Below are 19377 nucleotides of genomic sequence, written 5' to 3'. Positions count from 1 at the left end.
CTCTCGGAGCCGAACAACCCGCACCGGCCTCATCGCGCGTTGCCGGAGGGCATGGTCAGCCGCATCGTCGGAGAGGACGTGGGCACGAAGCCCAAGGCTCGGTAGGGCGACGCCGCCAGTTCGCCCGGCACGTCCGGCTTGTCGACGACGCCCGCCGCCAGCGAGCCCTCCCGCATCTAGGACGGCGGCGCGGGTGTCTCCGGTGGGTGCCGACGTGACCGTCGCGCGTCCGCGCCAGCGACGCCGAGCAGCACCACGGCTGCGGCGGTGCCCGCGGTGAGCGGATCGAGGTGAAGTGCCACCGGCGCCAGCAGGCCGAGGACCAGCATGCCAGCTATCCGGGATCGGGAAACCCTGGCGAAGACCTGGTATTCGAGGGCCGATCGTCCGGCGAGGAAGAGCATGGGACCGCCGAGGATGGCGATGAGCCAGGCCGCCGGGACGTGCCCGAGCGGCTCGGTGATGAACAGTTCGCAGCCGACGCCGGTCAGTACGATCCCCGCGATCATCACCAGGTGGGCGAACGCCATCTCGGTCGCGAGCCGGGCGGCGTCGCGGGAGCGGCTGATGGCAGCATCCAGCAACCGTCCCGCGAGGTGGAAGTAGATCCGCCAGAGCAGGACGGTGGTCGCCAGTGCGAGGACGAAGCCGCCCGTCCGGTCGGTGTCGAATTCGCCACCGCTGAACGCCAACCCGATGACGAAGATCGCCTCACCGATCGCGATGAGGAGGAACTGTTGGTACCGCTCGGCCAGGTGCTCTGCCGCGATGGCCCGGCCGCCGATCCGTTGCGCGCCGATGCGGGGGGTCGGCCATCCGAGGAACAGCCCGGTGTAGTCGATCAGCACGGCGATGGTCCAGAGTGGCCCGCGGATCGTACCGTCGTCGACCAGACCACCGACGATCCAGAGCGGCGCGCTCAGACCGAACCAGACCAGGACCCGGTAGGTCTGGTTCGGATCGGGTCGGCCGTGCCCGGCGATGTGGAAGTAGAGCACGCGGCCGATCTGGAGGCACACGTAGGTGATGGCGAAGAGGGAGGCCCGTGCGCCGAAGCCGTCGGGCACCGCGACGGCCATCGTCATGGCGCCGACCGTCGTCATGACGATGACGGCCTGGACTATCGGCGCCTCCGGGTCCAGCCAACTTGTCGACCAGACGGTCAACGACCAGACGGCCCACAAGGCCAGGAACAACAGGAGGGTCTGACCGAGACCCGCGAGCACGCCTCGCTGGCCGTCGGTGAAGTCGTCGATCACCCGCTCGGAGATCCGGGTGAGGGCGAAGACGAAGACCAGGTCGAGAAAGAGCTCCAGAAAGGTCGCCCGCTGGAGAGTGGCCTCGCCGCGCACCAGCGGCGTGCCGCGGTCCTCGCTCATCGGCTCGTCACGGGCCGGTGCCGCCGAACGACCACGTGCCCTCCCGTCGCGGTGATCTCCTCACCTAACGAGCCAGCGTCGGTTGTGGCCGTGGGACCAGCGACCGCGCACGGCCTGGACCGCGCAGGCCGGCAGTCACCAATCCGTCACCACGAAATTGCGGAGGGTGTCCGTCGATACGCTCGGGGGCGTGTCCGGACCTGCCGATGAGGCCACCACAGACGACCGGCGGAACCTCATCGTCACGGTCGCGCGCGAGTTGGCCGAGGCCGAGGGCTGGGCGGGACTGAGCGGTCGGCGGCTCGCCGAACGGGCTGACGTCGACGTCGGCGATCTCTACCGGCACTTCGCCGACCAGGAGGCGGTGCTGGCCGCCGTCGCGGTGTACGGCTTCGCCGACCTGGCCGCCGCGCTGACCGCCGCCCACGCCGACAACGCCTGCCCCGAGCGGGCCTGGGCGGTGATGGCGAGCGCGTACCTCGACTTCGCGTACGCCAATCCGGCGGTCTATGACGCGATGCTCGCGTTGACCCCGGACCTGGCACTCGGCGCGGACGGGGTGCCGGCGGCGCCCCGGGCCGTCTTCGCCGCATTGCGGGCGGCCCTGATCCCACTGGCCGAGGGGCGTGACCCGGACACCCTCGCCGAGATGGGCTGGAGCCTGCTGCACGGCGTGGTGATGCTCACCCGGGGTGGCCGTCTGCGGCCCGAGGCTCAGGAGGAACGCGAAACGATGATCGCGGAACGGCTGCTGCGGTGGCCGTGACCAGGGCGCTGCCGGTGACGCTGCTGGTCACGGCCATCGGCGTGCTCGCCCCTGGTCAGTTGAGGGGCTCACGGTCGGCCGGGCCCTTGTCGACGAAGCGGAACGTGCTGCCCAGCGGGGCGGCACCCAACTCCTTCAGGATCAGGCCGTTGCCGGGAAGATGCTGAAGGAAACGGCTTTCGCTGCCGATCGCGTACGTGCCGTTGCCCTTGGGGATGATGGTGAAGCGCTGAATCGGGTCGTCCTCGTCGCAGACGACGGCCCCGATGGTCAGCTCTGGCTCGATGTCCAGGGCATTCACCTGCCAGCAGGACGGGTCGTCGTTGGCGGGGTGACCGTCCTTCGTGCCGAATGCCTTGATCACGTACCGGTCCCCGCCGATCGGCGTCGGGACGAACAGCACTCGTCCGCCGGTGTCGCCGCCCTCTTCGAGTCGGCCGCTGAGCTCCAGCGCGCTTCCCGATCCCTGCACCCGGGTCATCGTGATCTCGCGCTTGCCGGACAGCAGCGGGTCGATGGCGACCGCCGGGGCCGACGACGGCGTCACCGCCGCGGGTGACGCTGTGCTCGCCGCCGCGTCGGACGGGGTCGCCGTGCCGGAAGCGGCACCCGGCGCCGTGTCGGCGCCGCTTCCGCACGCCGCCAGCGCACCGACGCACGCCAGCATCGCCGCGCCGGTGACCCACTTCGTCGTGAACATGCCGTACTCCTCAAGAGCCTGTCCGGGACCTGTCGGCCGGGAACCATCACGGGTGCCGTGTCTGCGAAGATCGCTGCTACATGGTCCAAGACGACCGCCACCGCGAAACGGTTCTCGGATCGGCGGGTGATTTTGGGAGTTGAGGAGGCCGCCGATGACAGTCAGTGGGACCGCGCAGGTGTTGATCTTCGACGCGGACGACACCCTGTGGGAGAACAATGTCGTCTTCGAGCGGGTGATCGATGACTTCCTGGCCTGGCTGGAGCACCCCACCCTGGACCGGGGCGCGCTGCGGGCCGTCCTCGACGACATCGAGCGGGCCAACACGGTGGCGCACGGCTACGGTAGCAAGGTCTTCCTGCGCAGCCTGCGGGAGTGCCTGGAGCGGCTGCGCGAGCGGCCGGCCACCGACGTCGAGCGTCAGGACATCGACCGGCTGGCCGTGGCACTGGTGGAACACCAGGTGGAGCTGATGCCCGGGGTGGCCGAGGCGCTCGACGAACTGGCCAGCCGGCACGAGCTGCTGCTGCTGACCAAGGGCGAGCGGGAGGATCAGCAGCGCAAGCTGGACGCCTGCGGCGTGCTGCACCACTTCCAGGCCGCGCACATCGTCGCGGAGAAGAACGTCGACACGTACCGGTGGCTGGTCCGGGAGCACGGCTTCGAGCCGGCCCGCGCGTGGATGATCGGAAATTCCCCGAAGTCCGACATCCTGCCGGCGCGGGCCGCCGGGCTGAACGCGGTGTTCATTCCGAACGAGAACACCTGGGTGTTGGAGCACGATGAGCTGGACCCGACCGACCAGGGTGTGCTGCGACTCGCCGCCTTCCCCGACCTGCTGCGGCACTTCTGATCGCCGAGCCGGAACAGCGCCGCCGGCCTTGATCGCGTTACGTCGACATGCCGTTTTTTCACCTTGAGATCAGTCACGCCACCGACGGTCCGCCGCGGCTTGTCCGGCTCGTCGCGACCCGCCTAACCTGGGCCGGCGTTTCCGGTCTCCGGGGTGTGCCGGGGCGCACCGGCGTCCGGTTGGTGGGCACCGTGGAGCTGAGTGCAGAGCGGCAGCTCGCCCCGTTCACGCGTGTGCGTCATGCGACGCCCGCGCGTCGGGGTGCTGGAGCTGTCCGCTCCCGCGCCGGACGGCCGGGGGGGGTCAGGGCCGGGTAGTTGCGGACCCGGTCCTGGCCCGGCCAGCGCACCCACCACTTCCGGCGGGCGGGACAGACGGCGAGCCGGCTCGACTGTCAGGATGGCGGCATGAAGCGCAGATCCCTCTTGCTCGGCGCGGCGGCAGGCTTGGCCGCCCCGGCGGTGCTCACCCCGGCGGTGCCCGCGCTCGGCGCGAGCGGATCGTATGCGCCGGCCTGGGGCACGGCCCCGGTTCCCCGATCCCGGCTGGCCCTGCCGCTCCACAACCGGGCCAGTGAGTTGACCACCCTGCCGGCGCAGACGAAGCAGGCGATCATTGTCGGCGCCAGCAGTTACAGCACCACGTACGCCACCCTTCAGGCGTACGTGCGGGTCAGCGATCGCCACTGGCAGCCGGCCTCGGCGTCGTTGCCCGCCCGGATCGGCTCGAAGGGATTCAGCGACAACCACGTGGAGGGTGTGCCGACGACACCGACCGGTGTCTACTCGATCGGCCCCACCATCTACGGCATCGCCGCCAACCCGGGCGTGCGATATCCATACCACCGGCTCGTCAGCGGTGACTGGTGGAACGAGAACCCGTCGTCCTCGCGGTACAACACCTTCCAGCACAGCTCGACCAATCCGGGCGGGGCCAGCGAGGCACTGTGGCAGGAGACTCCCGCGTACACGCACTTCGCGGTGATCACCTACAACATGCCGCCGAACGTGCCGACGCCGGTGCCGAACGCGGGCAGCGGCATCTTCCTGCACCAGTTCAGCACCACCGCCGGCAACGCCACCGCCGGCTGTGTCTCCCTCGCCCGCAACCATCTTGTCGACGTGCTCAACTGGCTGGACCCGGCGCTCTCGCCGCGCATCGTGCTCAGCCCGTACGACCAGCTCCGCCGATACTGAACGCCGCCGACGGACGTCAGCCGGCCTCGCGTCGGACGATCGCCACCGCCACCCGGCAGAACTCGTCCATGTCCGGGTTGAACCCGGCCGCGATGTCGGGGTGCAACCCGGAGCGGGTCTCCTCCAACAGTCGCTGGCAGACCTGCTCGACCGGCTCGCCCGAGTAACCGGCGCGGACTCGGTCGGTGGCCGCCTGAAGCGCCGAGGTCAGCTGCTCCTCCAGCGGGCCCCGCAGCTTCTGCTGCACAGGGTCCAGCCCGCGCGGGTCGAGCGTGACATGTGGCTCCGACATCGGTGCTCCCTTCGTCGGCGTCCGCGATACCCCACCGCGGACGTCGGTCAAACCCCGGTCGGTACGGCGGCGACCCGCACCTGGTACGAGAAGTCCTCCGCCGGTTCCTCGTGGTACGACAATCGGCGGATCTGCCGGTCGTCGTCATAGAGGGCGACGTCCACCAGGACACCGAGGTGGGCCAGGCCGATGGTCGACACCCGCCTCTTGTCCTGCAGTACGGCGCAGACGCCGCCGAGCAGGGTGCTGGCGTCGGCCGTACGGTGCCCGGGCGGACAGCGCAGGACCAGGTCCACCTCGATCGGCCCGGGCAACGGCGTCCAGCCGGTGCGCTGGGCCGCCGTGAGGGCGGCCTGGAGCAGGGTGCGGACCCTCGTCGCCTGCCGATGCCCGGCGGCGAAGATGGACAACGCTTCGGTCTTGACCGGTGGCAGGCCGCTCACCTCGAATGTCAGGGCGAGAGCGCGGGTGTCCTGCACGACGGCACCTCCTCGTTGGGACGATCCTGCCGAACGGGGGCAGCGGCGGTGGGACGTTCCCGCGATTACCAACCGATCGGGCAGGCTGGGGTCGGCCGGAGGCGTGTCGACGGCGGCGGCGAACGCGCTGGCTGCGGCGCTAGGAAAACGCTAGCTGACGCCGCCCGCGCTCGGTAGTCGGTCGTTCACCCGGTGGGACGCGGTGCGAAGGCGCAGAACTCGTTGCCCTCGGGGTCGGCCAGCACCCACCACCAGTGCGCCTTGTCGAGCGGTTCGCGCAGCAGCGTCGCGCCGGCCGCGATCAGCGCCATCGGCTCCGGGTCGACCAGCTCGACGTCCCAGTGCATGCGGTTCTTGACCGTCTTGGGCTCGGGCACCCCGTCGAAGACCCAGTAGTCCCAGGGGAACCCGGACGCGCCGACCACCGACGCGTTGGTCGACCCGTACTCGACGGTGCCGCCGAGCACGCCGGCCCACCAGGTTGCCTGGGCAATCGGGTCGGCCGAGTCCACGACCAACTCGAACGGGCCCGGCGTGGTGCCCTCGCGGGCCGAGAACGCGCAGAACTCATTGCCCTCCGGGTCGGCCAGCACCCACCAGCCGGCCTCGTCGTCCGGTTCGCGGACCAGTCGGGCGCCGGCCGCGAGCAGCGCCGCCGGCTTCGCGTCGGCCAACCGCAGATCCAGGTGTACGCGCGTCTTGCCGACACGCGGCTCGGGCACCCGGTTCACCCAGATCGACTCGGCGTCGGAGCGCGCGAAGCGGGGATCGATTCGGGTGTCGCCGTCGCCGGCGTCAGCCACGTCGGCCTCGAGCATCCGGGCCCAGAAGGCGCCCAACGCGAGCGGGTCGGCGGCGTCCAGGCAGAGATCCTTGAATCGGGCGATCATGCTCCCAGCATGCCTGGTCCGGGCGGACCTGTGGGGCTCAGTGCTGCTTGGCGTAACCGACGAACGCCTTCCAGGCCGCCGGGTCGGTCGAGTGGTCCCGACCGTGCCGGCGACGCCGGTCGCGGGAGCTGGCAGGGTAGATCTTGGACAGTTTCCGTTCCGCCCGAACGGTAACTGTCCAAGACCGCCAGATCTGGCGGGTGATGCAAGCATTCGGCGGCACTTCACGCGGGTCTGAAAGTCGTGGCGTCTGTGTGGGAGGTGGCGGAAGCTGCCTGACCCTCGCGGAGCGACAGGTGACGTGCCAGAACCGTGGCGCCAGCAAGCGCGGCCAGGACCATGGCGATCAACTCGTAGCCGTGCGCGGGCTCGCGTGCCAGCAGTGCCAGCAGGCACATGTCCAGCGCGCCACGAAGGAGCCAGGTTTCGTTGCTTCGCGGGTGGGGCAGTGTAGCCGCACGGAGCATCCGAGCCTGGAGCGTTTCCGCAGCTCACGGGCTCGGAATACCTCGCCGTGCACCGGGGCACGGATGCCCTCCCCGGTTCTCGCCGAAGAGAGGGGGAGGGCAATGACAGACCCCGAAACGGCTCGACACCGGCGTCGGTCGATTGTTCGGCTTGGCGCGGCGGCCGCCGCGCTGGCGCTGGTCGCACCGCTGGCCGCGTGCGGAGCGGACGACGCGGGTGGCCCACCGACGATCAACCTGTACTACCCGCCCGAGCAGAATCTGCAGAAGGTCGTCGACGACTGCAACGCACAGGCACAGGGGCGGTACCGGATCGCCTACCGGGTGCTGCCCCGACAGGCCGACGACCAGCGGGTGCAGATGGTGCGCCGGCTCGCCGCCGAGGACAGCGGGATGGACCTGCTCGGCCTGGACGTCACCTGGACCCAGGAGTTCGCCAGCGCCGACTGGATCCGCGAGTGGACCGGCCAGGACAAGACGGAGGTCGAGCAGGGCACGCTCGCCGGACCGCTGGACACCGCCCGCTACGAGGACAAGCTGTACGCGGCGCCGAAGAACACCAACGTGCAGCTGCTCTGGTACCGCAAGGACCTGGTGCCCCAACCGCCGACGACCTGGGACCAGATGATCAGTGCGGCCCAGCAGCTCAAGGAGCAGGGCAAGCCGTACCAGGTACTCACCATGGGCGCCCAGTACGAGGGTCTTGTCGTCCTCTACAACACCCTGGCCGAGAGCGCCGGTGGAAAGATCCTCAACGACGACGGCACGAAGGCCGTGATGGACGAGGGCACGGTGCGGGCGCTGGACCAGTTGAAGCGCTTCGCCACGTCGGGCGTGACCTCGCCGTCGTTCACCAACGCCACCGAGGACCCGGTCCGGCTGGAGTTCCAGTCCGGCTCGGGCGCGTTCCAGGTGAACTGGCCGTTCGTCTACCCGGCCCTGCAGGAGGCGAACCCTGACCTCGCCAAGCAGGTCGGCTGGGCCCGGATTCCCGGCGTCGACGAGAACACCCCCAGCAAGGTCACCATCGGCGGGGTCAACCTGGCCGTCAGCTCCTACTCCAAGCACCCGGAGATGTCCTTCGAGGCGGGCCGGTGCATCCGCAGCGCCGAGCACCAGAAGTTCTCCGCCATCAACGACGGCGTGCCGCCCACCATCGAGGCCGTCTACGACGAGCCGGAGATGACTGAGGCGTACCCGATGAAGGACACCATCCTGGAGGAGCTGAAGGACCCGGCGACCCGTCCCCTGACCCCCGCCTACCAGAGCATCTCCACAGTGATGTCGGCGATCCTTTCGCCGCCGTCGGCGATCCGTCCGCAGCAGACCGCGGACGAGTTGCGCAAGGCCATCGCCGACGCACTCCAGTCGAAGGGGGTCCTGCCGTGACCCGGCCCGCCGCCACTGCGACCACGGAGAAGACCGACGGCCAGCGCGCCACCGTGCCCACCCAACGCGGCGGGCGCCGTAAGCCGCCGCTGAGCGAGAACAAGAAGGCCGAACGCAAGCTCGGCCTGCTGCTCTGCGCGCCCGCCGCGCTGGTCATGGTCGCGGTGACCGCGTACCCGATCATCTACTCGGTCTGGCTGTCGTTGCAGCGCTTCGACCTGCGCTTCCCCGACGAGCGCAAGTTCATCGGGCTGGAGAACTACGTCACCGTGCTCACCAACGACTTCTGGTGGACCGCCTTCGGGGTGACCATGCTGATCACGGTGGTCACCGTGGCCGTCGAGCTGGTGCTCGGCATGGGCCTGGCGATCATCATGCACCGCACCCTGATCGGCCGCGGTCTGGTTCGGACGTCGGCGCTCATCCCGTACGGGATCGTCACCGTGGTCGCCGCGTTCTCCTGGCGGTACGCCTGGACGCCGGGCACCGGCTACCTGGCCAACCTGTTCAGCGACGGCGCACCGCTCACCGAGCGGGCCAGCTCACTGGCGATCATCATGCTCGCGGAGATCTGGAAGACCACCCCGTTCATGGCGCTGCTGCTGATGGCCGGGCTGGCGCTGGTGCCGGAGGACCTGCTCAAGGCCGCCTCCACCGACGGTGCGACCGCCTGGCAGAAGTTCACGAAGGTGATGCTGCCGGTGATGAAGCCGGCGATCCTCGTCGCGTTGCTGTTCCGCACCCTGGACGCGTTCCGGGTCTTCGACAACATCTTCGTGCTGACCGCCGGAGGCAACGAGACCTCGTCGGTGTCGATGCTCGCCTACAACAACCTGATCCGGGGTCTCAACCTCGGCATCGGCTCGACGATGTCGGTGCTGATCTTCATCACCGTGGCGATCATCGCCTTCATCTTCGTGAAGCTGTTCGGCACCGCTGCCCCGGGCAGCGACGACGGGGAGAGGCGCTGACATGGCCACCGGTACCGCAACCACCACCCGCGCCAAGCTGCGCTGGGGTCTGCTGGACGTCCTCGTGGTCGTCTTCGCGCTCGTCCCGGTGCTGTGGATCGCGTCGCTGTCGTTCAAGACACCGGCCACCCTCACCGACGGGAACTTCATCCCCCGGGAGTGGACGCTGGACAACTACAAGACGATCTTCGACACCGACCAGTTCGTCCGGGCGCTGGTCAACTCCATCGGCATCGCGCTGATCGCCACACTGATCGCGGTGGTGCTCGGCGCGATGGCCGCGTACGCGATCAGCCGGCTGGACTTCCCCGGAAAGCGACTGCTGGTCGGCGTCTCCCTGCTGATCGCCATGTTCCCGCAGGTGTCACTGGTGTCGCCGCTGTTCGAGATCGAGCGTCAGCTCGGCCTCTTCGACACCTGGCCCGGGCTGATCCTGCCGTACATCACCTTCGCGTTGCCGCTGGCGATCTACACGCTGTCGGCGTTCTTCAAGCAGATCCCCTGGGACCTGGAGAAGGCGGCGAAGATGGACGGCGCCACCCAGGGTCAGGCGTTCCGTCGGGTGATCGCTCCGCTGGCCGCGCCCGGGTTGTTCACCACGGCGATCCTGGTCTTCATCTTCTGCTGGAACGACTTCCTCTTCGCCATCACGCTGACCTCCACCGAACGCGCCCGTACGGTGCCGGTCGCCTTGTCGTTCTTCACCGGCGAGTCGCAGTTCGAGGACCCCACCGGGGCGATCTGCGCCGCCGCAGTGGTGATCACCGTTCCGATCATCCTGTTCGTCCTCTTCTTCCAGCGCCGGATCGTGTCCGGTCTGACCTCCGGCGCAGTCAAGGGATAGGTGAGTAGTCATGGCTGACATCGTGCTCGACAAGGTGAGCAAGAGTTTCCCGGACGGGACCGTCGCCGTGCAGGACGTCGACCTGGAGATCGCCGACGGCGAGTTCGTGATCCTGGTCGGACCCTCGGGCTGCGGCAAGTCCACCACCCTCAACATGATCGCCGGGTTGGAGGACATCAGCTCCGGTGAGCTGCGCATCGCCGGCCAGCGGGTCAACGACAAGGCTCCCCGGGACCGGGACATCGCCATGGTGTTCCAGTCCTACGCGCTGTACCCGAACATGACCGTGCGGGAGAACATGGCGTTCCCGCTGCGGCTGGCGAAGCTGGACAAGGAGACCATCAACCGGAAGGTCGACGAGGCCGCGAAGGTGCTGGAGCTGACCACGCTGCTCGACCGCAAGCCGGCGAACCTCTCCGGCGGGCAGCGGCAGCGGGTGGCGATGGGCCGAGCGATCGTCCGCCAGCCGAAGGCGTTCCTGATGGACGAGCCGTTGTCCAACCTCGACGCGAAGCTGCGGGTGCAGATGCGGACGGTGGTGTCCCGCCTGCAGAAGCAGCTCGGCACCACCACCGTCTACGTCACGCACGACCAGACCGAGGCGATGACCCTCGGCGATCGCGTGGTGATCATGCGCGGGGGCGCGGTGCAGCAGGTCGGCCCTCCCCAGGAGTTGTACGACCACCCGCGCAACCTCTTCGTGGCCGGCTTCATCGGTTCGCCGTCGATGAACTTCCTGCACGCCGCCGTACAGGACGGTGGGCTGCACACCGCCCTGGGTGACGTGCCGCTCGGCGACCGGGTACGCCGCGAGCTGGAGGCGGCCGACGCGCCCCGCGAGCTGATCCTCGGCATTCGCCCCGAGCACTTCGAGGACGCCGAACTGGTCGACGAGGACACCCGCCGCCGGGGCATCGAGTTCGAGGCGCCCGTGGACATCGTCGAGTCGATGGGCTCGGACAAGTACGTCTACTTCACCGTCGAGGGGGAGCGGGCCAGCGCCGCCGAGCTGGAGGAGCTGGCCGCCGACGCCGGTTCCGCTGACTTCGCCGGCGCCGGAGGCAACCTGGTGACCCGGCTGTCGGCGGAGTCCCCGGTCGCCGAGGGACAGTCGCGACGGGTCTGGTTCAACCTGGAGAAGATCCACCTGTTCGACCCGACCACCGGCCGCAACCTGACCCTGCACGAGGGCCGGGCGGCCGGCGCGCTCGCCGACTGACAGCGTCCACCGTGGTGGGGCCGGCGGGTTCGCCCGCCGGCCCCGTCGCGCCCTGCGGCGCACGCCCGGCCGTGGCAAGGTGGTCGCAGGTCGCGTCGCGAAGCGGGGTACGGGATGAATCGACGACTGGCCGCGCTGGCCAACGCACACGGCGTGTCCACCTGGTATGAGGACTGGCGGCACCGCCGCGTCGAGGTCGCCCCGGAGACGGTCGTGGGCGTGCTCGGCCTGCTCGGCGTGGACGCCACCAGCCCGTCGGCCATCGCCGACGCACTCGCCGCCGCCCGCGCGGTCGATCGGGGCGCACTGCCGGAGACGGTCGTGCTCGCCCACGGCACCACCCGGGCACTGCCCGGCGCCGGTGTGGTGACCCTCGAGGACGGTGGCCGCCGCGCTGTCGACGGCGAGTTGCCGTCAGACCTGCCGCTGGGCTGGCACCGGCTGGCCTGCGCCGGCCGGGAGGTGACGCTGGTGGTGGTGCCCCGCCGGCTGCCGGTGCCGCCGCGCACCTGGGGTTGGATGCTCCAGCTCTACGCGCTCAGCTCGGAACGCTCCTGGGGCATGGGCGACCTCGGTGACCTCGCCGAGTTCACCGGGTGGGCCGGTGCCACCGGTGCGGGGCTGGTGCTGCTCAACCCGCTGCACGCGGTCGGGCCGGCGCACCCGGTCGCCGCCTCACCCTATTCGCCAGCCAGTCGACGCTTCGTCAACCCGCTCTACCTGCGGGTCAGCGACACCGGCGCGTACCGGGCGGCGGACCCGGCGACCCGTGCGGTGGTCGACGCGTTGCGCCCCGACCGTGGTGACCTGATCGACTACGACGGGGTGTGGGCCGCCAAGCGGCACGCCCTGGAGCTGCTGCACCCGTACGCCCAGCCGGTGGACCTTGCGGCGGACCCGGCACTGGTCAGCTTCGCCACCTGGTGCGCGCTGGCCGAGCGGCACGGCAACGACTGGCGTGCCTGGCCGGCGGAGCTGCACCACCCGGACGCCCCGGCGGTCGCCGAGCAGCGTCGGCAGCTCGCCGACCGGGTGGCCTTCCACGCCTGGCTGCAACACCTGTGCGACGAGCAGCTCGACGCCGTCACGGCGGCGGCCCGGTCGGCCGGGATGCCGGTCGGCGTCGTGCACGACCTGGCCGTCGGCATCGACCCGGGCGGCGCGGACGGTTGGCAGCTCGCCGACGTGCTGGCCCAGGGCGTGCGGGTCGGCGCACCGCCGGACGACTTCAACCAGCTCGGCCAGGACTGGGGGCTCGCCGCGTGGCGCCCGGACCGGCTCGCCGCAACCGGCTACGCGGCCTACCGGGACATGCTGCGCCGGACCCTGCGGCACGCGGCTGGCCTGCGGGTCGACCACGTCGCCGGCCTGTGGCGGCTGTGGTGGGTGCCGCCGGGCGGCGGAGCGGCCGAGGGCACCTATGTCCGCTACGACGCCGAGGCGATGCTGGGCATCCTCGCGCTGGAGGCGCACCGGGCCGGCGCGGTGGTGGTCGGTGAGGATCTCGGCACCGTCCAACCAACGGTGACCCGAGGGTTGCGCGGGCGCAACATGCTCGGCTCCACCGTGCTGTGGTTCGCGCGCGACGACGAGGGTGACTTCGTCCCACCGGCCCGGTGGCCGCGCAACGCCCTCGCCACGATCTCCACCCACGACCTGCCCACCGCGCCGGGCTTCCTGACCGGTGAGCACGTACGGGTGCGCGACGAGTTGAAGCTGCTCAGCACCGACGTGACGGTGGAACGGGCCCGAGCCGTCGCCGACCGGGAGCGTCTGCTGACGATGCTGCGCGACGAGGCGCTGCTGCCGCAGACGCCCGACCCGGGGTCAGAGCAGGCTCAGCCTGACGACGGTGAGGTGGTGGTCGGGATGCACGCCGCGCTCGCGGCAAGCCCGGCCCGGCTGATCGGTGTCTCCCTCTACGACGTGCTGGGCGAGGTGCGCCAGCCCAACATGCCGGGCACGGTGGACGAATATCCGAACTGGCGACTGCCACTGCCGGCCACCGTGGCGCAGATCCGCACGGACCCCCGGGCAGCCCGGATCGTCGACCTCCTGACCACAGCCCGGCCGCGTGGGGGTCAGCCGCCGGCCACACCGACTGACGCCGTCTAGGCCGACCAGTCGAACCGGGGCGGCAGCCCCACGAAGTCGGCGTACCGCATCAGGGCCTGCTCCACCCGGGCGCGCGTGGTGGTGGCGAGCGGCGTCAGCGGCTTGATCGTCACGGTGACCGCGGTCCGGCCCAGCCGGCGCTTCCACAGGCCCACCACCCGGCCCGCGTGGACCACGGTGGCCTGGAAGATGCCGTTGTTTCCCGGCACCACGGCGGCCTGGTGCGCGGGGTCGAGCATCAGCGTGCGGTCCCGGTAGCCGAGCAGATATTCGTCGAACCCGGGCAGCGCCAGCACGTCGTCGACCGTGGTGCGCGGCGCATCGGCCACCGCCGCGTCGACGTGCATCGCCTCGTCGTCGACGCGTACCGTGCTCAGCTTGTCGCCGGCGGCGCCCAGCCCTCGCCGCGCGTCGGTCAGCGTCAGGCCGGACCAGCCGGCGAACTCGCGGGCGGTGACCGGGCCGTGCCCGCGGACATAGCGGTGCGCGAGCAGGGCGAGCGCCTCGTCCCGGTCCAGTCGGCGTGACTCGGGCGCCCACTCGTCGAGCAGGGCGAAGGTCTGGTCGGTGCCGACGTTCGGTGCCACGCAGGTCACACCGCGCACACTCGCGTACCAGATCAGGTGGTAGCCGCGCTGGCCGTCGGTGCCCAGGCCGGCCGCGCGCAGGGTGGCCAGGCACTGCGCCCGGGTGAGCCGGCCGCCGCCGGCCAACGCGGCGCCGAGGACGTCCACCGCCCGGTCCGCGTCGGCTTCGGTGAGCCCGAGCTGGGCCCGGCGGGTCGCCGCGCCGGCCAGCGAACGGACGCCGGTCAGCTCCAGCATCCAGCGCGCGTCGGCGGGTGGGACGAGGTGCACCGTGCCCCGCATCGGCCAGGTGCGCAGCGCCTCGCGCCGTTCCAGCGCGGCCTGCACGTCGGCCAGGGTGCGGCCCGGCAGCCGGGCGCCCAGCGACCACAGGCCGCTCGCGAGGTCCTGCGCCTGCATCGCGCCGAACCAGTCGACCACCTCGGCGACGGTGCCGGGCCGGATGCTCGGATGCGGGCGCAGCAGCAGACTGGTCATCCGCAGCGCCAACGCGTCGGCCGCGCTGAGATCGACAGACATCGGGCGCCCCTTTCCGGTGGCCGGGCCGCCAGCCTAGGGCCGGTCACCGACACTCCTGCTTGACGGGAGGCGTAACGGCGGTCGTCGTGGGAAAGCGGCTCGCTGGAAGTGCGCGCGCCGCGCGTGCGGAAGGGAATCTCATGACTGCCGCAAGCGAGCCGGCCCGGGGTGCCGGCGCACCGGCCGGGTCCCGGACCCATCGGGGGGATGCCCGCGCGAAGACGAGCGCCGCCGCGACCTTCGCCCTGGTGTTCGGGGTGGCCGGTCTCTTCAGCGTGTTGACGGCGATCCTGGCCCCGCTGGGGCTGGTGCTCGGGATCATCGGGATCATCCTCGGCGTCGTCGGCCTCAAGATGGCGGGCCGACCCGGGGTCACCGGCCGTGGCGTGTCGATCGGCGGCCTGGTGCTCAGCATCCTTGCCGTGCTGATCGGCCTCGGTCTGGCCGCGGGCATCTCCACGTTCGTCAACAACGAGAACGCGGTGGACCGCCTCCAGACCCAGGTAGACAAGCTGCGCGACAAGCTGGACTGACCCACGGCGGGCGCGGGCGGAGATCACAGTAGGGTGGGCGACGTGCTCCGCCAGGTCACCGCGATCCGCTACGTCACCCCGCTGCGCGAGGGCGGGTCGCTGCCTGGCGTCGTGGAGGCCGACGACCTCGGCACGTACGTGGCGAAGTTCCGGGGTGCCGGCCAAGGACCCAAGGCGCTGATCGCCGAGGTGATCTGCGGCGAACTGGCCCGCCGTCTGGAGCTGCGGGTGCCCCCGCTGGTGGTGCTCGACATCGACCCGGTGATCGGGCGGGCCGAGCCCGACCAGGAGGTGCAGGAGCTGCTGCGCAACAGCGGCGGCGCCAACCTGGGCATGGACTTCCTGCCCGGGGCGCTGGGCTTCGACCCGGTGGCACACCCCGTCGACCCGGCGCTGGCCTCCCGCGTGCTCTGGTTCGACGCGTACGTGGAGAACGTCGACCGGAGCTGGCGCAACCCGAACCTGCTGGTGTGGCACCGGGAGCTGTGGCTGATCGACCACGGCGCCTCGCTGTACTTCCACCACAACTGGCCGCGTGCCGAGGCGGCGGTGCACCGGGCCTACCGAGCTGAGGACCACGTGCTGGCGCCGTACGCGACGAGGATGGCCGAGGCCGACGCCGAGTTGGCCCCTCGGGTCACCCCGGAGCTGCTCACCGAGGTGCTCGCGCTGGTGCCGGCGGAGTGGCTGACGGCTGCCGACTTCGAGACGGCCGACGCCGCGCGTGCCGCGTACCTGACGCACCTGTCCCGCCGGGTCGGCCGCACGGCCGACTGGCTGCCACAGGGGAGCGCCGCGTGAGGCAGCCCTTCGAGTACGCGCTGATCCGGCTGGTGCCCCGCATCGAGCGCGGCGAGCAGATCAACGTTGGGGTGTTGCTCTACTGCCAGCAGCGCGACTTCCTGGCCGCGCGGACACACCTGGATGCCGACCGGGTCCGCGCACTCGCACCCGACGTCGATCTGCCGGCGGTCGCCGCGGTGCTCGACTCCTGGGACCGGACCTGCTCCGGTGACGGGCCGGCGACCCGGATGAGGCTCGGTGAACGGTTCCACTGGCTCGCCGCGCCGCGCAGCACGATGATCCAGACGGGGCCGGTGCACACCGGGCTCACCAACGACCCGGCGGCCGAGCTGGACCGGCTGATGGCGGCCCTGGTCCGCTGAGCGTCGGCGGCGCCGAAGGGTGCCAGCTGAGCGCGGCGGGCGTCCCCTGATCGCGCTACGCCAGCGCCGTTGCTGGCGGAGCGCGATCCCCCGTTCAGGTGCCCGGTGCGGGGCGGCGGATCAGTCCCGCCGGCACCGATGGCTTCAGGATCGCCGTCCGCGCGGGGCGCGGGGCGGGAACGACCGGTAAGTTGCGGAAAACTTGAGCCCGGTGGACCGGTACGTGGGACCGTGCGGGCGTCCTCGTTAGGGATCGCGCTCGACGGGTAGTCGCGGGAGCTGACCCGAAACGAGAAGGGGAACATCTGATGGCTGCCCAGACCAAGGTAGCGGTGATCTACTACAGCGCTACCGGCACCACGTACCAGATGGCGCAGGCCGTGTGCGAGGCCGCCGGAGACGCGGGTGCCGACGTGCGTCTGCGCAAGGTGCGAGAGTTGGCGCCGGACGAGGCCATCCGCTCCAACTCCGGCTGGCAGGCGCACCGCCTGGAGACCCAGGACGTGCCCGAGGCGATGGTCGACGACCTGTCCTGGGCCGACGTGGTGATCCTCGGCGCGCCGACCCGGTACGGCATGGTCGCGGCCCAGCTGAAGCAGTTCATCGACACCACCGGCCCGCTCTGGGCGCAGGGCGCGCTGGCCAACAAGGTCTACTCCGCCTTCACCTCGACGGCGACCTCGCACGGGGGGCAGGAGACCACGCTGACCTCGCTCTTCAACGTCTTCTACCACTGGGGCGGTGTCGTGGTCACCCCCGGTTACACCGACACCAGCCAGTTCATCGCCGGCAACCCGTACGGCGCCTCGCACACGAGCAACAACGGGGAGATCGCCCCGGACGCCGTGGCGCTCGGCGCCTGCGCGCTCACCGCTCGGCGCGCGGTGCTGATGGGGGCTGCACTGAAGGCGGGCATGGCCGGCTGACGGGCGACGGTGACCGGTGGCGCGGGCGGGGGCTCTCGGCCCGTCCGCGCCACCGGTCGATCCAGCCCTACCCCCGGGGTAGGGCGACTATGCGCGTCCGCCCGTTGCGGACAACTCGTCCGTGTGCGATGCCGGCAGCAGGTCGGTCACCAGCTCGGTCAGCACAGCGAGCCCGTCGGGGCTGAGCACCGACTCCGGGTGGAACTGCACCCCGGCGAAGCCCTGCCCCCGTAGGGCGTGGACGGCGCCGTCGCTCTCGTCCCGGGCCAGCTCCACCGGCCCGTACGCGGTGGTCAGGTGGTCCGCCTCGGCGCGGGCGGTGAACGTCGAGTAGAACCCGACCCGGCGGCTCCGGCCGAACAGTGACACCTCCCGCTGCAACCCCTGGTAGGGCGCGTCCCGGCGGTGCAGTGGCAACCGCAGCAATCCGGCCAGCACCTGGTGGCCGAGGCAGACCGCGAGGGTGGGTCGGCCGGTCGCCAGCAGCCCGGCCAGCAGGCTCCGCAGCGCCACCATCTTCGGCTCGTCCGGGCTGCCCGGGTCGCCCGGCCCGGGACCGACCACCACCAGGTCGTAGGTGTCGACAGGGCCGCTGGCGTGCCACGGCCGGATGGTCACCGCGAGACCCAACGCGCCCAGTTGGTGCGCCAGCATCCCGGTGAAGGTGTCCTCGGCGTCCACGATCAACGCTCGGCTGCCGGCCAGCCCGGGCAGCCCGGGTGCGTCCGGTGCCCGCTGGTCCAGCCAGAACCGCGCCAGTGGTGCGTTGCGCGCGGCCAGCGCGTCGCGTACCGCCGGGTCGTCGGCCAGCCGCGCGACCGGCCCGCCGCCGCCGGCGGGCGCCGCCGGCCCGAGGCCGAGCGCGGCCAGCACACCGGCCGCCTTGGCGTGTGTCTCGGCCACCTCGCCGGCCGCCGTCGAGTGCCGGACCAGGGTGGCGCCCACCGGCACCCGCAGCCGGCCGGCGGGGGAGATCTCGGCGGTACGGATCAGGATCGGGGCGTCGAGGGTCTGCCGGCCGGCCTCGTCGTGGCCGAGCAGCGCCAGCACGCCCGCGTAGTAACCCCGGCCTCGGCGCTCGTGCCGGGCGATCACCCGGCAGGCGTTCTCCATCGGGCTGCCCGTCACGGTGGGGGCGAACATGGTCTCGCGCAACACCTCCCGCACGTCACGGGTGCCCTGCCCGGCGAGCAGGTACTCGGTGTGCGCCAGGTGCGACATCTCCTTCAGGTACGGACCGATCACCTGGCCGCCGTGCTCGGCGACGGTGGCCATCATCTTCAGCTCCTCGTCGAGCACCATGTACAGCTCCTCGACCTCCTTCTGGTCGGCGAGGAAGCGCAGCAGCGCCGCCCGGTCCGGGGTGCCACCGGCGCACCGGAAGGTGCCGCTGATCGGGTTCATCATCACCAGCCCGTCGTCGACGCTGACGTGCCGTTCCGGGCTGGCGCCGACCAGCGTCCGCGTGCCGGTGTGCACCACGAAGGTCCAGTACGCGCCGCGCTCGGCGACCAGCAGCCGGCGCAGCGCGGCCAGCGCGGCCGTCAGCGGTGGGCCCTGCACGGTGGCGTTCAGCGTGCGGTGGATGACGAAGTTCGCGCCCTCGCCGCTGCCGATCTCCTCGGCAAGCACCCGCTGCACGGTCCGCGCGTAGTCCTCGTCGGTGACGTCGAAGGCGGCGTCGACGGTGCGGACCGGTTCGTCGGGCAGCGCGGCCAGGGCGTCGGCCAGGGCGATCCGCCGATGCTCGCGGACCTGTAGGCACTCCAGCGGAGCGCCGTCGTCGACGCAGGCGAAGCCGCGCTCGATGATCTGCCGGAACGGCACCAGGGCCAGGGTCTGCGCCCCGGGCGTGACCGGCGTCAGCGGGATGTCCGCGAGCCGGTCGACGGTCTCGACCGGGCCGGTGAACAGCTCCAGTTCGTCCGCGCCCTCGCGGCGCAGCAGCGCGAAGGGGCCAGGGTCGACACCGTGGGCGACGGCGGCGAGCAGGTCGGTCAGGTGGGTCATCGGAGTCTCCGTCGGGCCGGGCGCCGCCGTCGGGCGGCCATTCGGCCGGGAGATCCGGCGACCGCCTTGAGGGCGG

General features: G+C 71.1%; 19 protein-coding genes. 12 read left to right on the top strand and 7 right to left on the bottom strand.

Annotation, left to right across the window (positions count from 1 at the left end; genetic code table 11):
* Positions 1–176 precede the first annotated feature (176 nt).
* Positions 177–1379 carry a low temperature requirement protein A gene (locus PCA76_RS22380; RefSeq protein WP_272612444.1) on the bottom strand — a complete coding sequence of 401 codons (1203 nt, stop codon included), beginning with the start codon at positions 1377–1379 and terminating at the stop codon, positions 177–179.
* 190 nt (positions 1380–1569) lie between these two features.
* Between PCA76_RS22380 and PCA76_RS22375 the strand changes: the two genes are divergently transcribed.
* Positions 1570–2145 (top strand): TetR/AcrR family transcriptional regulator, encoded by a 576-nt coding sequence (locus tag PCA76_RS22375; RefSeq protein ID WP_272612443.1) that lies wholly within the window; start codon positions 1570–1572, stop codon positions 2143–2145.
* Between the two features lie 55 nt (positions 2146–2200).
* Here the strand turns inward: PCA76_RS22375 and PCA76_RS22370 are convergent, their stop codons facing one another.
* Positions 2201–2845, bottom strand: a complete 645-nt coding sequence (locus PCA76_RS22370; protein ID WP_272612442.1) for a hypothetical protein — start codon at positions 2843–2845, stop codon at positions 2201–2203.
* 154 nt (positions 2846–2999) lie between these two features.
* Here PCA76_RS22370 and PCA76_RS22365 point away from each other — a divergent pair, with 154 nt between their 5' ends.
* Entirely contained in the window at positions 3000–3698 is a 699-nt protein-coding gene (locus PCA76_RS22365; protein WP_272612441.1) for an HAD family hydrolase, read from the top strand.
* A gap of 407 nt (positions 3699–4105) precedes the next feature.
* A complete protein-coding gene (locus PCA76_RS22360; protein ID WP_272612440.1) occupies positions 4106–4894 on the top strand; it encodes a L,D-transpeptidase family protein in 789 nt (262 codons plus the stop codon).
* Positions 4895–4910: 16 nt separating this feature from the next.
* On the opposite strand, the gene PCA76_RS22355 is transcribed toward PCA76_RS22360, so the two are convergent.
* The 3 genes from PCA76_RS22355 to PCA76_RS22345 all read right to left on the bottom strand — a co-directional run bounded on the left by PCA76_RS22355 (position 4911) and on the right by PCA76_RS22345 (position 6555).
* Positions 4911–5186 carry a hypothetical protein gene (locus PCA76_RS22355; RefSeq protein WP_272612439.1) on the bottom strand — a complete coding sequence of 92 codons (276 nt, stop codon included), beginning with the start codon at positions 5184–5186 and terminating at the stop codon, positions 4911–4913.
* Positions 5187–5233: 47 nt separating this feature from the next.
* Entirely contained in the window at positions 5234–5665 is a 432-nt protein-coding gene (locus tag PCA76_RS22350; RefSeq protein WP_272612438.1) for a hypothetical protein, read from the bottom strand.
* A 185-nt stretch (positions 5666–5850) separates the two neighbouring features.
* Positions 5851–6555 carry a VOC family protein gene (locus PCA76_RS22345; RefSeq protein WP_272612437.1) on the bottom strand — a complete coding sequence of 235 codons (705 nt, stop codon included), beginning with the start codon at positions 6553–6555 and terminating at the stop codon, positions 5851–5853.
* Positions 6556–7124: 569 nt separating this feature from the next.
* Between PCA76_RS22345 and PCA76_RS22340 the strand changes: the two genes are divergently transcribed.
* The 5 genes from PCA76_RS22340 (at position 7125) to malQ (ending at position 13560) form a co-directional block, all read left to right on the top strand.
* Positions 7125–8411 carry an ABC transporter substrate-binding protein gene (locus PCA76_RS22340; protein WP_272612436.1) on the top strand — a complete coding sequence of 429 codons (1287 nt, stop codon included), beginning with the start codon at positions 7125–7127 and terminating at the stop codon, positions 8409–8411.
* Entirely contained in the window at positions 8408–9382 is a 975-nt protein-coding gene (locus PCA76_RS22335) for a carbohydrate ABC transporter permease (protein ID WP_442930149.1), read from the top strand. The genes PCA76_RS22340 and PCA76_RS22335 overlap by 4 nt, the downstream gene beginning before the upstream one ends.
* Before the next feature lies 1 nt (position 9383).
* On the top strand, positions 9384–10226 hold the full coding sequence (locus tag PCA76_RS22330) for a carbohydrate ABC transporter permease (RefSeq protein WP_272612435.1): 843 nt from the start codon (positions 9384–9386) through the stop codon (positions 10224–10226).
* 10 nt (positions 10227–10236) lie between these two features.
* Positions 10237–11445: an ABC transporter ATP-binding protein gene (locus PCA76_RS22325; RefSeq protein ID WP_272612434.1), complete on the top strand. Its 1209-nt coding sequence runs from the start codon at positions 10237–10239 to the stop codon at positions 11443–11445.
* Positions 11446–11559: 114 nt separating this feature from the next.
* Positions 11560–13560, top strand: coding sequence for a 4-alpha-glucanotransferase (gene malQ / locus PCA76_RS22320; protein ID WP_272612433.1), 2001 nt, complete (start codon positions 11560–11562; stop codon positions 13558–13560).
* Here malQ and PCA76_RS22315 read toward each other — a convergent pair.
* On the bottom strand, positions 13557–14666 hold the full coding sequence (locus tag PCA76_RS22315; RefSeq protein WP_272612432.1) for a winged helix DNA-binding domain-containing protein: 1110 nt from the start codon (positions 14664–14666) through the stop codon (positions 13557–13559). The genes malQ and PCA76_RS22315 overlap by 4 nt on opposite strands.
* Before the next feature lie 140 nt (positions 14667–14806).
* On the opposite strand from PCA76_RS22315, the gene PCA76_RS22310 reads away from it, so the two are divergent.
* The 4 genes from PCA76_RS22310 to wrbA all read left to right on the top strand — a co-directional run bounded on the left by PCA76_RS22310 (position 14807) and on the right by wrbA (position 17291).
* Positions 14807–15199 (top strand): DUF4190 domain-containing protein, encoded by a 393-nt coding sequence (locus PCA76_RS22310; protein WP_272612431.1) that lies wholly within the window; start codon positions 14807–14809, stop codon positions 15197–15199.
* Between the two features lie 42 nt (positions 15200–15241).
* A complete protein-coding gene (locus tag PCA76_RS22305; RefSeq protein WP_272612430.1) occupies positions 15242–16000 on the top strand; it encodes a HipA family kinase in 759 nt (252 codons plus the stop codon).
* Positions 15997–16365: a DUF3037 domain-containing protein gene (locus tag PCA76_RS22300; RefSeq protein WP_272612429.1), complete on the top strand. Its 369-nt coding sequence runs from the start codon at positions 15997–15999 to the stop codon at positions 16363–16365. The genes PCA76_RS22305 and PCA76_RS22300 overlap by 4 nt, the downstream gene beginning before the upstream one ends.
* A 308-nt stretch (positions 16366–16673) precedes the next feature.
* Entirely contained in the window at positions 16674–17291 is a 618-nt protein-coding gene (gene wrbA / locus PCA76_RS22295; protein WP_272612428.1) for an NAD(P)H:quinone oxidoreductase, read from the top strand.
* 87 nt (positions 17292–17378) lie between these two features.
* Here wrbA and PCA76_RS22290 read toward each other — a convergent pair whose 3' ends face one another.
* Positions 17379–19301, bottom strand: a complete 1923-nt coding sequence (locus tag PCA76_RS22290) for an anthranilate synthase family protein (protein ID WP_272612427.1) — start codon at positions 19299–19301, stop codon at positions 17379–17381.
* Positions 19302–19377 lie beyond the last annotated feature (76 nt).

Source organism: Micromonospora sp. LH3U1 (assembly GCF_028475105.1).
GTDB lineage: Bacteria > Actinomycetota > Actinomycetes > Mycobacteriales > Micromonosporaceae > Micromonospora.
The sequence above is the reverse complement of the archived record's forward strand: the minus strand, read 5'-3'. Positions and strand labels throughout refer to the sequence as shown.

What these genes read in the sequence shown, in the direction of transcription:
- PCA76_RS22380 (WP_272612444.1), bottom strand. Translation starts at nt 1,379, where the DNA reads ATGAGCGAGGACCGCGGCACGCCGCTGGTGCGCGGCGAGGCCACTCTC.
- PCA76_RS22370 (WP_272612442.1), bottom strand. Translation starts at nt 2,845, where the DNA reads ATGTTCACGACGAAGTGGGTCACCGGCGCGGCGATGCTGGCGTGCGTC.
- PCA76_RS22365 (WP_272612441.1), top strand. Translation starts at nt 3,000, where the DNA reads ATGACAGTCAGTGGGACCGCGCAGGTGTTGATCTTCGACGCGGACGAC.
- PCA76_RS22360 (WP_272612440.1), top strand. Translation starts at nt 4,106, where the DNA reads ATGAAGCGCAGATCCCTCTTGCTCGGCGCGGCGGCAGGCTTGGCCGCC.
- PCA76_RS22355 (WP_272612439.1), bottom strand. Translation starts at nt 5,186, where the DNA reads ATGTCGGAGCCACATGTCACGCTCGACCCGCGCGGGCTGGACCCTGTG.
- PCA76_RS22345 (WP_272612437.1), bottom strand. Translation starts at nt 6,555, where the DNA reads ATGATCGCCCGATTCAAGGATCTCTGCCTGGACGCCGCCGACCCGCTC.
- PCA76_RS22340 (WP_272612436.1), top strand. Translation starts at nt 7,125, where the DNA reads ATGACAGACCCCGAAACGGCTCGACACCGGCGTCGGTCGATTGTTCGG.
- PCA76_RS22330 (WP_272612435.1), top strand. Translation starts at nt 9,384, where the DNA reads ATGGCCACCGGTACCGCAACCACCACCCGCGCCAAGCTGCGCTGGGGT.
- PCA76_RS22325 (WP_272612434.1), top strand. Translation starts at nt 10,237, where the DNA reads ATGGCTGACATCGTGCTCGACAAGGTGAGCAAGAGTTTCCCGGACGGG.
- malQ (WP_272612433.1), top strand. Translation starts at nt 11,560, where the DNA reads ATGAATCGACGACTGGCCGCGCTGGCCAACGCACACGGCGTGTCCACC.
- PCA76_RS22315 (WP_272612432.1), bottom strand. Translation starts at nt 14,666, where the DNA reads ATGTCTGTCGATCTCAGCGCGGCCGACGCGTTGGCGCTGCGGATGACC.
- PCA76_RS22310 (WP_272612431.1), top strand. Translation starts at nt 14,807, where the DNA reads ATGACTGCCGCAAGCGAGCCGGCCCGGGGTGCCGGCGCACCGGCCGGG.
- wrbA (WP_272612428.1), top strand. Translation starts at nt 16,674, where the DNA reads ATGGCTGCCCAGACCAAGGTAGCGGTGATCTACTACAGCGCTACCGGC.
- PCA76_RS22290 (WP_272612427.1), bottom strand. Translation starts at nt 19,301, where the DNA reads ATGACCCACCTGACCGACCTGCTCGCCGCCGTCGCCCACGGTGTCGAC.